The organism is Streptomyces sp. CB03238 (genome assembly GCF_002099185.1).
Taxonomy (GTDB): domain Bacteria; phylum Actinomycetota; class Actinomycetes; order Streptomycetales; family Streptomycetaceae; genus Streptomyces.
Map to the genome: position 1 here is coordinate 325,741 of NZ_NBCN01000003.1, position 13,957 is coordinate 339,697.

General features: G+C 72.0%; 13 protein-coding genes. 7 read left to right on the forward strand and 6 right to left on the reverse strand.

Annotation, left to right across the window (positions count from 1 at the left end; all coding sequences use genetic code 11):
• Position 1: 1 nt before the first annotated feature.
• The gene (locus BKD26_RS41190) at positions 2 to 211 is read right to left on the reverse strand and encodes a DUF6011 domain-containing protein (protein WP_084896696.1); all 210 of its coding nucleotides are present in this window, start codon (positions 209 to 211) and stop codon (positions 2 to 4) included.
• Positions 212 to 282: 71 nt separating this feature from the next.
• On the opposite strand from BKD26_RS41190, the gene BKD26_RS06445 reads away from it, so the two are divergent.
• Together BKD26_RS06445 and BKD26_RS06450 are read left to right on the forward strand one after the other, a co-directional pair.
• Complete coding sequence (locus BKD26_RS06445; protein WP_084896699.1) at positions 283 to 768, forward strand: glutathione peroxidase; 486 nt, start codon at positions 283 to 285, stop codon at positions 766 to 768.
• Positions 769 to 811: 43 nt separating this feature from the next.
• Positions 812 to 1,561 carry an alpha/beta hydrolase gene (locus BKD26_RS06450; RefSeq protein WP_084896701.1) on the forward strand — a complete coding sequence of 250 codons (750 nt, stop codon included), beginning with the start codon at positions 812 to 814 and terminating at the stop codon, positions 1,559 to 1,561.
• A 33-nt stretch (positions 1,562 to 1,594) separates the two neighbouring features.
• Here BKD26_RS06450 and BKD26_RS06455 read toward each other — a convergent pair whose 3' ends face one another.
• From BKD26_RS06455 to BKD26_RS06470, 4 genes are read right to left on the reverse strand one after another with little or no spacing between them, the layout of a single operon-like run.
• Entirely contained in the window at positions 1,595 to 2,128 is a 534-nt protein-coding gene (locus tag BKD26_RS06455) for a thermonuclease family protein (RefSeq protein WP_084896703.1), read from the reverse strand.
• Positions 2,129 to 2,184: 56 nt separating this feature from the next.
• Entirely contained in the window at positions 2,185 to 4,470 is a 2,286-nt protein-coding gene (locus tag BKD26_RS06460; RefSeq protein WP_084896706.1) for an FtsX-like permease family protein, read from the reverse strand.
• Positions 4,471 to 4,476: 6 nt separating this feature from the next.
• Entirely contained in the window at positions 4,477 to 5,235 is a 759-nt protein-coding gene (locus BKD26_RS06465) for an ABC transporter ATP-binding protein (RefSeq protein WP_084896708.1), read from the reverse strand.
• On the reverse strand, positions 5,232 to 5,747 hold the full coding sequence (locus BKD26_RS06470) for a PadR family transcriptional regulator (protein WP_084896710.1): 516 nt from the start codon (positions 5,745 to 5,747) through the stop codon (positions 5,232 to 5,234). Before BKD26_RS06470 ends, BKD26_RS06465 begins: the two co-directional genes overlap by 4 nt.
• Positions 5,748 to 5,871: 124 nt before the next feature.
• On the opposite strand from BKD26_RS06470, the gene BKD26_RS06475 reads away from it, so the two are divergent.
• The 5 genes from BKD26_RS06475 to BKD26_RS06495 all read left to right on the forward strand — a co-directional run bounded on the left by BKD26_RS06475 (position 5,872) and on the right by BKD26_RS06495 (position 12,630).
• Positions 5,872 to 7,146, forward strand: coding sequence for an ABC transporter substrate-binding protein (locus BKD26_RS06475; protein WP_084896713.1), 1,275 nt, complete (start codon positions 5,872 to 5,874; stop codon positions 7,144 to 7,146).
• 220 nt (positions 7,147 to 7,366) lie between these two features.
• Complete coding sequence (locus tag BKD26_RS06480) at positions 7,367 to 9,058, forward strand: glycoside hydrolase family 13 protein (RefSeq protein WP_084896715.1); 1,692 nt, start codon at positions 7,367 to 7,369, stop codon at positions 9,056 to 9,058.
• The gene (locus BKD26_RS06485; protein ID WP_084896717.1) at positions 9,055 to 10,380 is read left to right on the forward strand and encodes an ABC transporter substrate-binding protein; all 1,326 of its coding nucleotides are present in this window, start codon (positions 9,055 to 9,057) and stop codon (positions 10,378 to 10,380) included. The genes BKD26_RS06480 and BKD26_RS06485 overlap by 4 nt, the downstream gene beginning before the upstream one ends.
• Before the next feature lie 4 nt (positions 10,381 to 10,384).
• A complete protein-coding gene (locus tag BKD26_RS06490; protein WP_084896719.1) occupies positions 10,385 to 11,713 on the forward strand; it encodes an ABC transporter permease subunit in 1,329 nt (442 codons plus the stop codon).
• Between the two features lie 98 nt (positions 11,714 to 11,811).
• On the forward strand, positions 11,812 to 12,630 hold the full coding sequence (locus BKD26_RS06495; protein ID WP_084896997.1) for a carbohydrate ABC transporter permease: 819 nt from the start codon (positions 11,812 to 11,814) through the stop codon (positions 12,628 to 12,630).
• A 56-nt stretch (positions 12,631 to 12,686) separates the two neighbouring features.
• Here the strand turns inward: BKD26_RS06495 and BKD26_RS06500 are convergent, their stop codons facing one another.
• Positions 12,687 to 13,913 carry an acyl-CoA dehydrogenase family protein gene (locus BKD26_RS06500; RefSeq protein ID WP_084896721.1) on the reverse strand — a complete coding sequence of 409 codons (1,227 nt, stop codon included), beginning with the start codon at positions 13,911 to 13,913 and terminating at the stop codon, positions 12,687 to 12,689.
• Between the last annotated feature and the right edge of the window lie 44 nt (positions 13,914 to 13,957).

Sequence of the window (13,957 nt, forward strand, 5' to 3'; positions counted from 1 at the left end):
CTTACAGGCCTGGCAGTGCGTCCTGCTCGACCTCGTGGCGCCGCGTCCTGATGTCGGGGCCCGCCGGATGCAGCTTGGCGTCACAGGCCGGCCCGAGACCCGTGCGCCGTGAGGCGGCACCGGTCAACGGCCGCCCGCACAGCCGGCACCGCACCGGCCGGGGGCCGGCCGCGACGGGCTCTGTCTCCAGCGGAGGCTGTTCCTGGTGCACACCCGCCTGTCTACCAGGCGGGCATGTTTTCATCGACCCTGTTGGTAGTGCCCTTCGAGGAGGAGTCCCGCATGTCCCTGTACGACATCCCGCTGCGCACCCTGTCCGGCGACCCGACGACCCTGGCCGCGTACCAGGGCAAGGTCGTCCTGGTCGTCAACGTCGCCTCCAAGTGCGGCCTGACCCCGCAGTACGAGGGCCTGGAGCGGCTCCAGAAGCAGTACGGCGACCGGGGCTTCACGGTGCTGGGCGTGCCGTGCAACCAGTTCGGCGGCCAGGAGCCGGGTACGGCGGAGGAGATCGGGACGTTCTGCTCGGCGACGTACGGCGTGACCTTCCCGCTCCTGGAGAAGACGGACGTCAACGGCCCGAGCCGGCACCCGCTGTACGGGGAGCTGACGAAGACCGCGGACGCGGCGGGCGAGGCCGGGGACGTGCAGTGGAACTTCGAGAAGTTCCTGATCTCCCCGGAGGGCGAGGTCACCCGCTTCCGCCCGCGTACGGAGCCGGAGTCCGCCGAGCTGGTCGCGGCGATCGAGGCGCGGCTGCCCGCCTGATATCCGGAGGCGCGCGGGGCGCTGGTCGCGTAGGGTCCGCCGGATGACGATCTCTCATGACGTGGCCGGAGACGGTCCAGTAGTGGTGCTCCTGCATTCCGGCGTGTGCGACCGTCGGATGTGGGACCCGCAGTGGCCGGCTCTGATCGCCGCCGGGCACCGGGTGGTGCGCTGCGACTTCCGCGGTTTCGGCCGGACCCCCGCGCCGGACCGGCCGCACAACGATGCCGAGGACGTACTGGACCTCCTGGACGCCCTCGGCATCGAGCGGGCCACGCTGGTCGCCTCCTCCTATGGCGGTCGCGTCGCCCTGGAGATCGCCGCGCGCCGGCCGGACCGGGTGAGCTCCATGGCACTGCTGTGTCCGGCGCTTCCCGGCCACGAACCGAGCGCCGAACTGCGCGCGTTCGGCGCCCGGGAGGACGCGCTGCTGGAGGCGGGCGACATCGCGGGAGCGGTGGAACTCAACGTCGACACCTTCCTGGGCCCGGAGGCGGACGAGGCCACGCGGGAGGCGGTGCGCGGGATGCAGCGGAACGCCTTCGATGTGCAGCTGGCCGTCACGGAGGAGTTCGGGCGGATCACGGTCGACTTCGACCTGTCGGCGATCAAGGCGCCCAGCCTCGTCCTGTCGGGCGCGCACGACCTGGCGGACTTCCGGCAGATCGCCGCCGGGCTCCCCGATGTGCTGACGGACGCCCGCCATGTCGAGCTGCCGTGGGCCGGTCATCTGCCCAGCGTGGAGCGGACCTCCGCGGTGACCGATCTGCTGATCGACTTCCTGCGCGGGTAGGATCCGGGCGGCCCGTCGGTCCGGATAGGACGGTCAGCGGGCCGGGCAGGCCGACCACAGTCCGGCGCCGGCCTGGCGGGCGGCTTCCTCGGCCCTGGTCATCGTGGGCCAGTACTTGTCGTTGGGCTCGAACAGCACCTTGGTGGCGTGGCCGCTGCGGACGAGGGACTCGTTGACGAAGACGTCCTTGTCGTTCCACACGTAGAGCAGATACCGGTCGAACCTGTCCTTGAGCTCGACATCGCGCTCCGTGCGCAGCCTGCTGCCGATGGGCAGTAGTTCGGCGGTGCGGGCGGTGGCCTCGCGGCTGAAGCAGTCACCGCGCTCAGGGGTGTCGATCTCCAGCAGGCGTACGCGCGCGACGGCCCCGTCGGGGATGACCCGGCCGTCGCCCCGCACCTCGATGGTGTCGCCGTCGATGATGCGCAGCACGACCGGTCCGCGCTGCCCTCCGGGCTGTGGCTCGTCCGCACCGGCCGGTGCCACTCCTACGAGGCCCACGGCGGTGGCGAGGAAGGCCGCGACCGCGCCGTTCCTGCTGCGGCGCGTCCATGAGGAAGGGCGCATGACGCCCCCTCTCATCAGGGGTTTCCGTCCTTCTCAGTACAGCACCGGCGTGCCGTTCACGCGACCGCGCTCAGGGTGTCCGCGAGGCGGTGGCGGGTGGCGCGGGCGGCGGGGAGGGTGGCGAGTGCGACCGCGCCGGTGACGGCGGCGGCCGTGAGGGCCAGGAGGTGGGGCAGCGGCGGGGCGTGGGCGATGCCGGCGCCGATGCCGGTGGCGTGGGCCTCGTGGTCGATCAGCCAGTGGGCGAAGGGGACGCCGAGGGCGGTGCCGAGGAGCGCGGCGGCCAGGGCGGTGCAGCCGATCGCGGTGACCGTGACGGTGGTGATCTGGCGCGGGGACAGGCCGATGGCCTTGAGCGCGAGCAGGTCGCGTTCGCCGTCCCGGACGGTGCCGCCGATGGCGGTGGACAGTTCGGTGAGGCCGATGAGGGCGAGGACGGCGATCAGGCCGAAGACGACGCCGCGGAGCGCGGAGAGGCGGTCGGCGGGGCTGGTGACCTCGTGGATGTCGAGCCGACCGGCGGAGGCGTCGGCGAGCTCGGCGCTCACCGTGCGGGGGTCGGCGCCGGGGCGCAGTTGGAGCTGGTAGAGGCTGGGGCGCAGGCCGGGGTCGTTCTCGCGGAGGGTGTCGAGCGAGGTGGAGACGACCCGGCCGGCGTTCTCGGGTTCGATGCTGCGGCCGACGATGTGCAGCACCTGCGGGTGGCCGCCGACGGTCAGCCGTACCCAGTCGCCGACGCGGGCGCCGAGCAGGTCGAGCAGGCCCTGTCCGGCAACGGCCTCGTCGGGGCCGTGGGCCGCGCGGCCTTCGGCGATGGAGTACGGGTAGGGCCGCTCGCGGGTGCCGAGGCCGCGCAGCGCGATGGTGCCGGTCTGGCCGGGGACCAGTGCGGCGACCTCCAGGCCGGGGTGGGCGGCGGTGACGTTCTTGTTGGCCCGGAGCAGCGCGGTCGCGTCGCGGTCGGTGAGCGTGCCGTCGGGGCGGGCGGTGAGCGCGGCGGCGAGGCCGACCTGCTCGGGGCGGCTGTCGAAGCGTTCGATGGTGGTCCACGCGCCGAGCGCCACGGTGATCAGCAGCAGCGGCAGGGCGAGGCGCACGATGGTGGCCGGGGCGCGGCGCCCCCGCGCGAAGGCGCGGTGCCAGCCGAGGACCAGCGCGGGCGGGACGCGCAGCCCGAGCGCCTTCCTGGCCGCGCCGGACAGCCCGCCGCCCGGGGCGGCGGCCGGCGGCAGCACCGGTACGGGCGGTACGCGGCCCGCCCGCCAGGCGGCCAGACACGTGGCCGCCCCGATGAACAGCACGGCCGCGACCGGGACGAGGAGGAGGCCCGGGAGGTGGCCCGGCAGGCCCTGCCAGACCTGGACCGCGTCACCGAGCCGGCCCGGCAGCCGGCCGCCCAGCGTCCGGACGAGCAGGACGGCCAGGGCGGCCCCGAGCACGGCGAAGGCGAGGTGCTGGACGAGGAAGATCCGTACGACCTGGCCGGGGGTGAAGCCGACGGCCTTGAGGACGGAGATGTCCCGGAGGTGGCCGCGCACCCGCGTACTGATGGCGCCGAACACGGCGAGCGCGGCGGCGATGAGGGCGCCGAGGCCGAAGAGCCCGAGGACCTGGCCGAGCAGCCGGGTGTCGCCCTGTGCGTCGGCGCGGGCCTGCTGCCAGGTGCTCACGTCCGTGACGGCACCGGCTCCCAGCGTGGTGACGGCGCGCTGGACCGTGTAGTCGGTGTCGCCGGGGTCGGCGAGCCGCAGGCCGACGACCTGTCCGGCGGTGCGGTCCTCGGGCACGGCGCGCGGCAGGGCCCAGACGGTCCCGGGCCGTTCGCCGGGACGGTAGCGGCGCTCGGCGGTCTCGGCGACGCCGAGGACGGTCAGCGTGCGTCCCGCGACAGTGAGCCGGTCTCCGGGTTCGGCCCACAGGGCGCGGGCGAGGCCCGCTTCGAGGACGACGCCGTCGGGGGCGGCGGGGTCGAGCCAGCGGCCGGACGTCACCAGCGGGCGGCCCGTGGCGGGCAGGCCGGCGCCGGTGGCCCGTAGCTCCACGCCCGCGCGGGCGCCGCGCGAGGCGACGGTGGTGGTGGCGGTGCGGTACGGGCCGGAGACGGCGGCGACGCCGTTGATGGCGGCGAGCCGGCCGGTGTCGGCGGCGGACTGGGTGTGGAGCCAGACGTGGGCGCCCCGGGACTGGGTGAAGGCCCGCTGCCAGGGGTTGGTGGCGTACCCGAACAGCGCGGTCGCGAGGAGCAGCGAGGCGACGATCCCGGCGGTGGCGGCGACGAGGAAGAGCGCCTCGCCCCGGTGGGTGCGGAGGTCGGCGTGCGCCCAGCGCAGCATGGCCCGCATCGCCGGTCAGTCCTTCAGTTCGTTCAGCGCGATGACGCCGGCCGGGCCGGTGCGGCGCGGCGGCGTCCCGCCCAGCTCGGCGTCGTCGGCTATCCGGCCGTCGAAGAAGCTGATCACCCGGTCCGCGGCGCTGGCGAGCCGGGCGTCGTGGGTGACGAGGACGATGGTCTGGCCGCGCTGGTGGAAGCGGGTCAGCAGCCGCATGACCTCGCGGGTGCCCTTGCTGTCGAGGCTGCCGGCCGGTTCGTCGGCGAGCAGCAGGCGCGGCTGGTTGACCAGGGCGCGGGCGAGGGCGACGCGCTGCTGTTCGCCGCCGGACAGCTGGCCCGGCATGCTGCGCGCTTTGCCTTCCAGGCCCAGCTCGGCGAGGAGCTTCTCGCGTTCGGCGCGGGCCTGCTTGGCGGAGGTGCCGGCGAGGAGGGCGGGCAGTTCGACGTTGTCGGCGACGGTGAGGTTGGAGACGAGGTTGAAGAACTGGAAGACGATGCCGATGCGGCGGCGCCGTTCGACCGCCCAGCGCGCCTCGCTGTAGCCGTCGGTCCGCTCGCCGTCGAGCCACAGGGAGCCGCTGTCGGGGCGCTGGAGGCCGCCGAGCAGGTGCAGCAGAGTGGACTTCCCGGCGCCGGACGGGCCGGTGACGGCGACGAATTCGCCGTGCCGTACGGAGAGGTCGACGCCGCGTACGGCATGGGCGGGGGCGCCCTCACCGTAGTGGGTCTTGGTGAGGCCCTCGGCCCGCAAGAGCGGTATGGAGGTGTCCGTCACTGCAGGTCCTCCAGTTCCTCCTGGCAGCGCTCCAGCCAGTCGAGGTCGGCCTGGAGGTGCAGCATGGCCCCCTCGATCAGCAGGTGCGACATGCGGTTGTCCCGGTCTTCGGTCGCGGCCAGCTTGGAGAGGTTGCGCATGGTGTTGAGGTACTCGCGTCGCTGTTTGTTGATGAGGGCGATCTGGTCGGCGAGTCCGGTGCGCGGGGCGAGGGCGAGCTTCATGAAGAACTCGTCCCGGACCCTCGGTTCGTCGGCCGTCTCCTCGAACCAGGCGCGCAGTGCTTCCCGCCCGGCGTCGGTGAGGCGGTAGATCTTCTTGTTGGGCCGGCTCTCCTGGGCGATCTCCTCGCCCTCGATGAGGCCGGACTTCTCCAGCCGGCCGAGGGTCACGTAGATCTGGCCGACGTTGGTGGGAGGGTACGCGGCGCCCAGCAGTTGCTCAAGGTCCTGCTTGAGCTCGTAGCCGTGGGCGGGGCCGCGGGCGAGGAGGGCGAGGAGAGGAAGGCGCACTCGTGCTGTCCTCCTCCGCGTGCTCCCGATGTGATGGGGGCTCTAGTATCGCCCATGCCTAACGGGTATACATGCCCGAGACGCGGACGCCGATGTCATGCGCCGGGTGCACAGGGAGGAACCTATGCGGTGGATACGTGCCGCGGGTAGGGGTCTCCTGGTCGTCATGGTCATTCTGACCGGGTACGCGGCTTCCGGTACCGCCCCGGCGGGCCAGGTGCCCCAGGGTGGACGGGGTCCGATGACCCTGGCCACGGCCGGGGACCTCACCGGCTACCTGGGCCGGGTGCTGGACGGCTGGAACCGTGCGCACCCGGGCGAGAAGGTCACGCTGGTGGAGCTGCCGGATTCGGCGGACGAGACGCGGGCCCAGATGATCACCGATCTCCGGTCGGGGGCGGGCCGGTTCGACATCCTCAACATCGACGTGGCCTGGACGTCGGAGTTCGCTGCCGCCGGGTGGATCGCGCCGCTGGACCGTGGGCGTTTCCCGTTGAACAGCTTCCTGCCGCCGGTGGTCGACACGGCGACGTACGACGGAAAGCTGTACGCCGTCCCGTATGTCACGAATGCCGGGATGCTCTTCTACCGCAAGGACGTCCTCGACCGCGAGGGCGAGCGGCCGCCGCGCACCTGGGCGGAGCTGGAGCGGCAGGCGCGGACGATCGCCCCGGGGTACGGCCTCGGAGGGTACGCGGGCCAGTTCCTGCCGTACGAGGGGCTGACGGTGAACGCCGCCGAGGCCGTGTACTCGGCGGGCGGCACGATCCTCGGCGACGAGGGCGAGCGGGTCACGGTGGACTCGGCGGCGGCCCGCTCGGGGATCGGGTTCCTCGCCCGGGGCGTACGGGACGGCTGGATCCCCCGGGAAGCGCTGACGTACACGGAGGAGGAGTCGCGACAGGCGTTCCAGGAGGGCAGGCTGCTGTTCCTGCGCAACTGGCCGTACGCCTACGCCGGCGCGTCCGGCAAGGACTCCCGGGTGGCGGGGAAGTTCGGCGCGGTGCCGCTGCCGGGGCCGGAGGGGCCGGGCACGAGCGTGCTGGGCGGGTCGAACCTGGCGGTGAGCAGCCATGCGCGGCACCCGGAGTCGGCGCGGGACCTCATCGCGTACCTCACGAGTGAGCAGGTGCAGCGCCGCGTACTGAGCGAGGGCGCGCTGCCGCCGGTGCGGGCGGCGCTCTACGAGGACCCGGCGCTGGTGCGGCGGTTCCCGTACCTGCCCGCGTTGCGGGCGAGCGTGCTGTCGGCGGCGCCGCGCCCCAAGAGCCCGCATTACGAGCAGGTCAGCCTGGCCGTGCAGGCCGTGGCGCATGACGCGATGGCGCAGCACCAGACGCCCGAGGCGGCCGTGCGGCGGCTGGCCGGGGAGCTCGCGGCCATCGCACACCGCCGCTGACACTTCACCCTCCCCGCGGCGATCTAGTTACCAGTTAGGTATTCACATGGTGGCCAAACCCTGACCGGACCGTGGGTCATAAGGGATATACGCCGCCAACTCCCGCCGATTTCTGCACCACCGTTGACACCTTGCCGTCACGCCTACTTAACATGTATGCATAACCGCTACCCGCTCTGGATGGCGCGCACCCCTTCACGAAGAAACAGGTCAACGGGTGATGCTCACAGCTCCGGCCGGCGACGGCCTCTCGCAGCGCCTCACGCACCGATCGACCCACCCCTGGTGGCGCGACGCGGTGATCTACCAGGTGTACGTCCGCAGCTTCCTGGACAGCACCGGTGACGGCATCGGCGACCTCGCCGGGGTCCGCGCCGGGCTTCCCTACCTCAAGAAGCTCGGCGTCGACGGCATCTGGCTGAGCCCCTTCTACCCGTCACCGCAGGCCGACCACGGCTACGACGTCGCCGACTACTGCGATGTGGACCCCGTCTTCGGCGACCTGGACGAGTTCGGCCGGCTGGTGGCGGACGCGCACCGGCTCGGGATCAAGGTGCTGCTGGACATCGTCCCCAACCACTGCTCCAGCGAGCACGCCTGGTTCCGCGAGGCGCTCGCCTCCGGCCCCGGCAGCGAGGCCCGCGCCCGGTTCCACTTCGCCGAGGGGCGCGGCCCGGGCGGGGACGTGCCGCCCAACAACTGGCACGCCATGTTCGGCGGTCCGGCGTGGAGCCGGGTCGTCGAGGAGGACGGCACGCCCGGCCAGTGGTACCTGCACATGTTCACGCCCGAGCAGCCGGACCTGAACTGGCGCAATCCCGAGGTGCCCGCCCACTTCGAGCACGTGCTGCGGTTCTGGCTGGACCGGGGCGTCGACGGGTTCCGGATCGACGTGGCCGCCGGGCTGTTCAAGCACCCGGACCTGCCCGACGCCCCCGACCCCGAGGCCGACGCCCGCACCCGCGACTCGGTCAACCCGCTCGCCTGGAACCAGCCCGAGGTGCACGACGTGTGGCGGCACTGGCGCGCGGTGTGCGAGGAGTACACGACTTGTGACAGCCGCGAGCGGCTGCTCGTCGGCGAGGTCTCCGTACCCAGCGCCCGCGAACACGCCAAGTACGTACGCCCCGACGAGCTGCACCAGGCGTTCTTCTTCGACCTGCTGAGCGCGCCCTGGGACGCCGCCACCTTCCGTACGGTCATCGACGAGGCGATCCGGGACATCGCGGGCACCGGCTCCACCGTCACCTGGGTGCTCAACAACCACGACCAGGTGCGCACGGTGACCCGCTACGGCGAGTCCGGCACCGAGGGCAGCGGCCTGGGCGCCGCCCGGGCGCGCGCCGCGGCGCTGCTGATGCTGGCGCTGCCGGGCGCCGCGTACATCTACCAGGGCGAGGAGCTGGGCCTGCCGGAGGTCGTGGACCTGCCGGACGAGGTGCTCACCGATCCGATCTTCCGGCGCACCGGCAGCCGGGCCCGGATCCGTGACGGCTGCCGCGTACCGCTGCCGTGGTCGGGGCACGCCTCGCCGTTCGGGTTCAGCACGGGCGCCGAGAGCGCCAAGCCGTGGCTGCCGCAGCCCGGCTGGTTCGCCGAGCACGCCACCGACCGGGCGCTCGCCGACACGCGCTCGTTCTGGCACCTGTACCGCGACGGCCTCCAACTGAGGCACGGGCTGCCGCAGTTGGGCGAGGGAACCATGCGCTGGCTGGAGTCCCCGCCCGGTGTCCTGGCCTTCGAGCGCGGCGAGGGCCTCGTCTGCGCCGTCAACTTCACCGCCGACCCGGTGCCCGCGCCGGTCTCCGGCGCCCCCCTGCTGTCCAGCGGCCCTTGCCCGGTCGGCGTACTGCCCGGATCCACCGCCGCCTGGTGGACCGGTGACCACACCACCTCGGAGGTATCACGATGATGACGCGACGACGGATGGCGATGGCGTGCTGTTCGGCGCTGACCCTGGCGCTGGGGGCGACCGCCTGTGGCGGCGGCCCGGTCAGCGCGGGCGGCGGGAGCAAGGAGCTCAGCGGCCAGACCCTCGATGTGGCCGGTGTCTGGTCCGGCGCCGAGCAGAAGAACTTCCAGAAGGTGCTGGACGCCTTCACGGCGAAGACCGGGGCCAAGACCCGGTTCACGTCGACCGGTGACAACGTCTCCACGGTCGTCGGCAGCAAGATCGAGGGCGGCAACGCGCCCGACGTCGTGATGGTCCCGCAGGTCGGCGTGCTCCAGCAGTTCGCGAAGAAGGGCTGGCTGAGGCCGCTCTCCGACAAGACCGCGAGCGCCGTCAACGCCAACTACGCGCCCGTCTGGAAGGAGTACGGCACGGTCGACGGCACGCTGTACGGCCTGTACTTCAAGGCGGCCCACAAGTCGACCGTCTGGTACAGCCCGGAGGCGTTCGAGCAGGCGGGCGTCACGCCGCCGAAGACGTACGAGGAGATGCTCAAGAGCGCGCAGGCCGTCTCCGACTCCGGCCTGCCCGCCTTCGCGGTCGCCGGCGAGGACGGCTGGACGCTCACCGACTGGTTCGAGAACATCTACCTCTCCCAGGCCGGGCCGGACAAGTACGACCAGCTCGCCACGCACGAGATCCCGTGGACCGACCCCACCGTGGTGAAGGCCCTGACCACGCTCGGGCAGCTGTTCTCCGACAAGAAGCTGATCGCGGGCGGCCAGAAGGGCGCGCTGAGCACCGACTTCCCCGGCTCCGTCGAGAAGGTCTTCGGCCCCGAGCCGGAGGCCGGGATGGTGTACGAGGGCGACTTCGTCGCCGGGATCGCCAAGGACCAGTTCGGCAAGAAGGTCGGCCAGGACGCCCGCTTCTTCCCCTTTCCCTCGGTCGCGGGCGGCAAGGCCCCGGTGGTCAGCGGCGGTGACGCGGCGGTCGTCCTGAAGGACGGCAAGAACCAGAAGGCCGCGACGGCGTTCCTGGAGTACCTGGCGACGCCCGAGGCGGCCGCCGTGTGGGCGGAGGCGGGCGGGTTCCTGTCCCCCAACCGGAAGCTGGACCTCGCCTCGTACGGTGACGACACGCTGCGCGAGACGGCCACGTCCCTGATCTTCGCCGGGGACTCGGTGCGCTTCGACATGTCGGACCAGGCCCCGGCCTCGTTCGGCGGCACCAAGGGCGTGGGCGAGTGGAAGCTGCTCCAGGACTTCCTGCGCGACCCCTCGAACCCGGCGGCGACCGCGGCGGCGCTGGAAGCCGCGGCGGCCAAGGCGTACAAGGACTGACGACATGACCACCCTCACCACTCCCGTGGGGGCCGCGAGTCCCCGGCGGCGCGCCCAGCGCCGCCGGCGGACCATCGCCGTCGCCTTCGTTCTGCCCGCACTGCTGCTCCTCGGCGCGCTGGTCGTCCACCCCGTCCTGTTCTCGGTCGGCCGCAGCTTCTTCGACGCCGGCGGGAGCCGGTTCGTCGGCGGGGAGAACTACGCGGAGATGTTCCGCGACCCCGCCACCCTGACCGCCATCCGCAACAGCGCCATCTGGGTCGTCGTCGCCCCGACGCTGCTCACCGGGCTCGGGCTGATCCTCGCCGTGCTGGTGGAGAAGGTCCGCTGGGCCACCGCGTTCAAACTGCTGCTGTTCATGCCGATGGCCGTCTCCTTCCTGGCGGCCGGCATCATCTTCCGGCTCGCCTACGAGGAGGACCCCGACAAGGGTGTGCTCAACGCGGCGGTGGTCGGTGTGCACGACGCCTTCAAGGGCTCGTCCTCGTACCCGACGGCCAGGGCCCGGGACGGTCAGGGCCTTCAGAAGGGCCCGGACGGGTCGTACGGCACGGCCGCGGCCGTCGCGCCGGGCAGCGCCGTGAGCCTGGGGTTCGTGGGTGTGCCGCCCAAGGACGTGCCGGGGGAGGCGAAGCCCGCCGCGGTGCAAGCCGCCGCGGACGAGGTGCGCGGTGCCGTCTACCTGGACTTCACGCCCGGCGGCGGCGGGCGGCCGGGCGTGATCGACCCCGAAGAGCGCGGGCTGCCGGGCATGACGGTGGAGGCGGTACGGGACGGGAAGGCGGTCGCCACGGCGACGACGGCGCCCGACGGCTCGTTCCGCTTCGCGGACCTGGCCCCGGGCACGTACACGGTGAAGCTGCCCGCGGCGAACTTCGCGCCGCCGTACGAGGGCGTCTCCTGGCTCGGTCCTGCCCTCGTCACCCCGGCGATCATCGGCGCCTACCTGTGGATCTGGACCGGTTTCGCCATGGTGCTCATCGGCGCCGGACTGTCGTCGCTGCCGCGCGACGCGCTGGAGGCGGCGCGGATGGACGGGGCGAGCGAGTGGCAGGTGTTCCGCCGGATCACCGTGCCGCTGCTGGCACCGGTGCTGACGGTGGTCTTCGTGACCCTGGTGATCAATGTGATGAAGGTCTTCGACCTGATCTACATCATCGCGCCGGGCCCGGTGCAGGAGGACGCCACCGTACTGGCCACCCAGATGTGGCTGGTCTCCTTCGGCGGCGGGAACAACCAGGGGCTGGGCAGTGCGCTCGGTGTGCTGCTCCTGCTGCTGGTGATCCCCGCCATGGTGTTCAACGTCCGCCGTTTCCGAAGGAGCCAGTCTTGAGCGCGACCGTCACCGCACCTCCTTCGCAAGCGACCGCTCCTCCCCCGCCCGTCCGGCCGGCACCCGCCCGGCCCCGGGGCGGCCGCCTCCGCCGCCGGCTGGGCAACAGCCTGGTGCAGGCGTTCCTCGCGGTGGTCGGCCTCGTCTGGATCACCCCGGTGGCCGGGCTGCTGCTGTCCTCGCTGCGCTCGGCCAACGACAACGCGGCGAGCGGCTGGTGGACCGCGCTCACCAGCCCGGGTCAGCTGTCTCTCGACAACTACACGGCGCTGCTGGGCAACGCGGGCATCACCCGGGCGTTCTGGAACACGGTGCTGATCTCGGTACCGACGACCGTCCTCGTCGTCGCCATCGCCGCCCTCGCCGGATACGCCTTCGCCTGGCTGGAGTTCCCCGGCCGCGACTGGATCTTCCTGATGGTGGTGGCCCTGCTGGTGGTCCCGGTCCAGGTGGGCCTGCTACCGGTCGCCAAGCTCTTCGGGCAACTGGGCCTGTTCGGCACGATCCCGGGCGTGGTGCTGTTCCACGTCGCGTACGGGCTGCCGTTCGCCGTCTTCCTGCTGCGCAACTACTTCGCCGACATCCCGCGCGAAATGCTGGAGGCCGCGCGGATGGACGGCGGCGGCGAGTGGCGGATCTTCACCCGACTGGTCCTGCCGGTGGGCCGGCCCGCGATCGCGAGCCTGGCGATCTTCCAGTTCCTGTGGGTGTGGAACGACATGCTGGTGGCGCTGCTGTTCGCCGACAGCTCCTCCCAGCCGCTGACGGTGGAACTCCAGTCCCAGGTCCGCCAGTTCGGCTCCAACATCGACGTCCTGGCGCCCGGCGCCTTCCTGTCCCTGATCGTGCCGGTGGTGGTCTTCTTCGCCTTCCAGCGGCACTTCGTGCAGGGCGTGATGGCGGGGTCCGTGAAGTGAGGTCACGGGTACGGAAGGGGCGCCTCGCTCGGGGGAGGCGCCCCGCCGTGCCCGGCTCAGCGGATCGGCATGCCGGACAGGGTGCGGGCGATGACGAGGCGCTGGACCTCGCTGGTGCCCTCGAAAATGGTGTAGATCGCGCTGTCCCGGTGCATGCGCTCGACCGGGTACTCGCGGGTGAAGCCGTTGCCGCCGAGGATCTGGACGGCCTGGGCGGTGACCTTCTTGGCGACCTCGCTGGCGTACAGCTTGGACATCGAGCCCTCGGCGGAGGTGAACGGCTTGCCGGTGGTCGCCATCCAGGAGGCGCGCCAGACCAGGAGGCGGGCGGCGTCGATCTGGGTGCGCATGTCGGCGAGCTGGAAGGCGACGCCCTGGTTGTCGATGATGGGGCGGCCGAACTGGACGCGGGTCCTGGCGTAGTCCAGGGCCACTTCGTACGCGGCGCGGGCGGTGCCCACCGCCATGGCGCCGACGGCGGGGCGGGACGCCTCGAAGGTGGCCATGGCGGCGTTCTTGACGCGCTCGCCTTGGGTCTTCGCCTTCTCCCGGGCGCGGGCGAGGCGCTCGTCGAGCTTCTCCTTGCCGCCGAGCAGGCAGGAGCCGGGGACGCGGACGTCTTCGAGGACGACCTCGGCGGTGTGGGAGGCGCGGATGCCGTGCTTCTTGAACTTCTGGCCCTGGGAGAGGCCGGGGGTGTTCGGCGGGACGATGAAGGAGGCGTGCCCCTTGGAGCCGAGCTCGGGGTCGACCACGGCGACGACGACGTGGACGTTGGCGATGCCGCCGTTGGTGGCCCAGGTCTTGGTGCCGTTGAGGACCCATTCGTCCTTGGCCTCGTCATAGACGGCGCGGGTACGCATGGCGGCGACGTCCGAGCCGGCGTCGGGCTCGGAGGAGCAGAAGGCGGCGACCTTGACGTCGTCGGGGTCGCCGTACATCTGCGGGATCCAGGTGCCGATCTGTTCCTCGGTGCCGTTGGCGAGGACGCCGACGGCCGCCAGGCCCGTGCCGACGATGGACAGGGCGATGCCCGCGTCGCCCCAGAACAGCTCCTCCATGGTCATGGGGATGCCGAGGCCGGTGGGGTCGAAGAACTGCTGGGCGTAGAAGTCGAGGGAGTAGATGCCGACCTTGGCGGCTTCCTGGATGATGGGCCAGGGGGTCTCCTCGCGCTCGTCCCACTCGGAGGCGGCCGGTCGTATCACGTCCTTGGCGAAGCCGTGCAGCCAGTCACGGACCTGCTTCTGGTCGTCGTTGAGTTCAAACGTGAACTCGGCCATGTTCCCTCCCGGCGTGTTACTTGCGGTAACAGCAGTCTGTTACT

Coding starts and splice junctions, on each gene's coding strand:
- BKD26_RS06490 (WP_084896719.1), top strand. CDS start 10,385: ATGACCACCCTCACCACTCCCGTGGGGGCCGCGAGTCCCCGGCGGCGC.
- BKD26_RS06450 (WP_084896701.1), top strand. CDS start 812: ATGACGATCTCTCATGACGTGGCCGGAGACGGTCCAGTAGTGGTGCTC.
- BKD26_RS06475 (WP_084896713.1), top strand. CDS start 5,872: ATGCGGTGGATACGTGCCGCGGGTAGGGGTCTCCTGGTCGTCATGGTC.
- BKD26_RS06500 (WP_084896721.1), bottom strand. CDS start 13,913: ATGGCCGAGTTCACGTTTGAACTCAACGACGACCAGAAGCAGGTCCGT.
- BKD26_RS06460 (WP_084896706.1), bottom strand. CDS start 4,470: ATGCGGGCCATGCTGCGCTGGGCGCACGCCGACCTCCGCACCCACCGG.
- BKD26_RS06480 (WP_084896715.1), top strand. CDS start 7,367: ATGCTCACAGCTCCGGCCGGCGACGGCCTCTCGCAGCGCCTCACGCAC.
- BKD26_RS06485 (WP_084896717.1), top strand. CDS start 9,055: ATGATGACGCGACGACGGATGGCGATGGCGTGCTGTTCGGCGCTGACC.
- BKD26_RS06455 (WP_084896703.1), bottom strand. CDS start 2,128: ATGCGCCCTTCCTCATGGACGCGCCGCAGCAGGAACGGCGCGGTCGCG.
- BKD26_RS06445 (WP_084896699.1), top strand. CDS start 283: ATGTCCCTGTACGACATCCCGCTGCGCACCCTGTCCGGCGACCCGACG.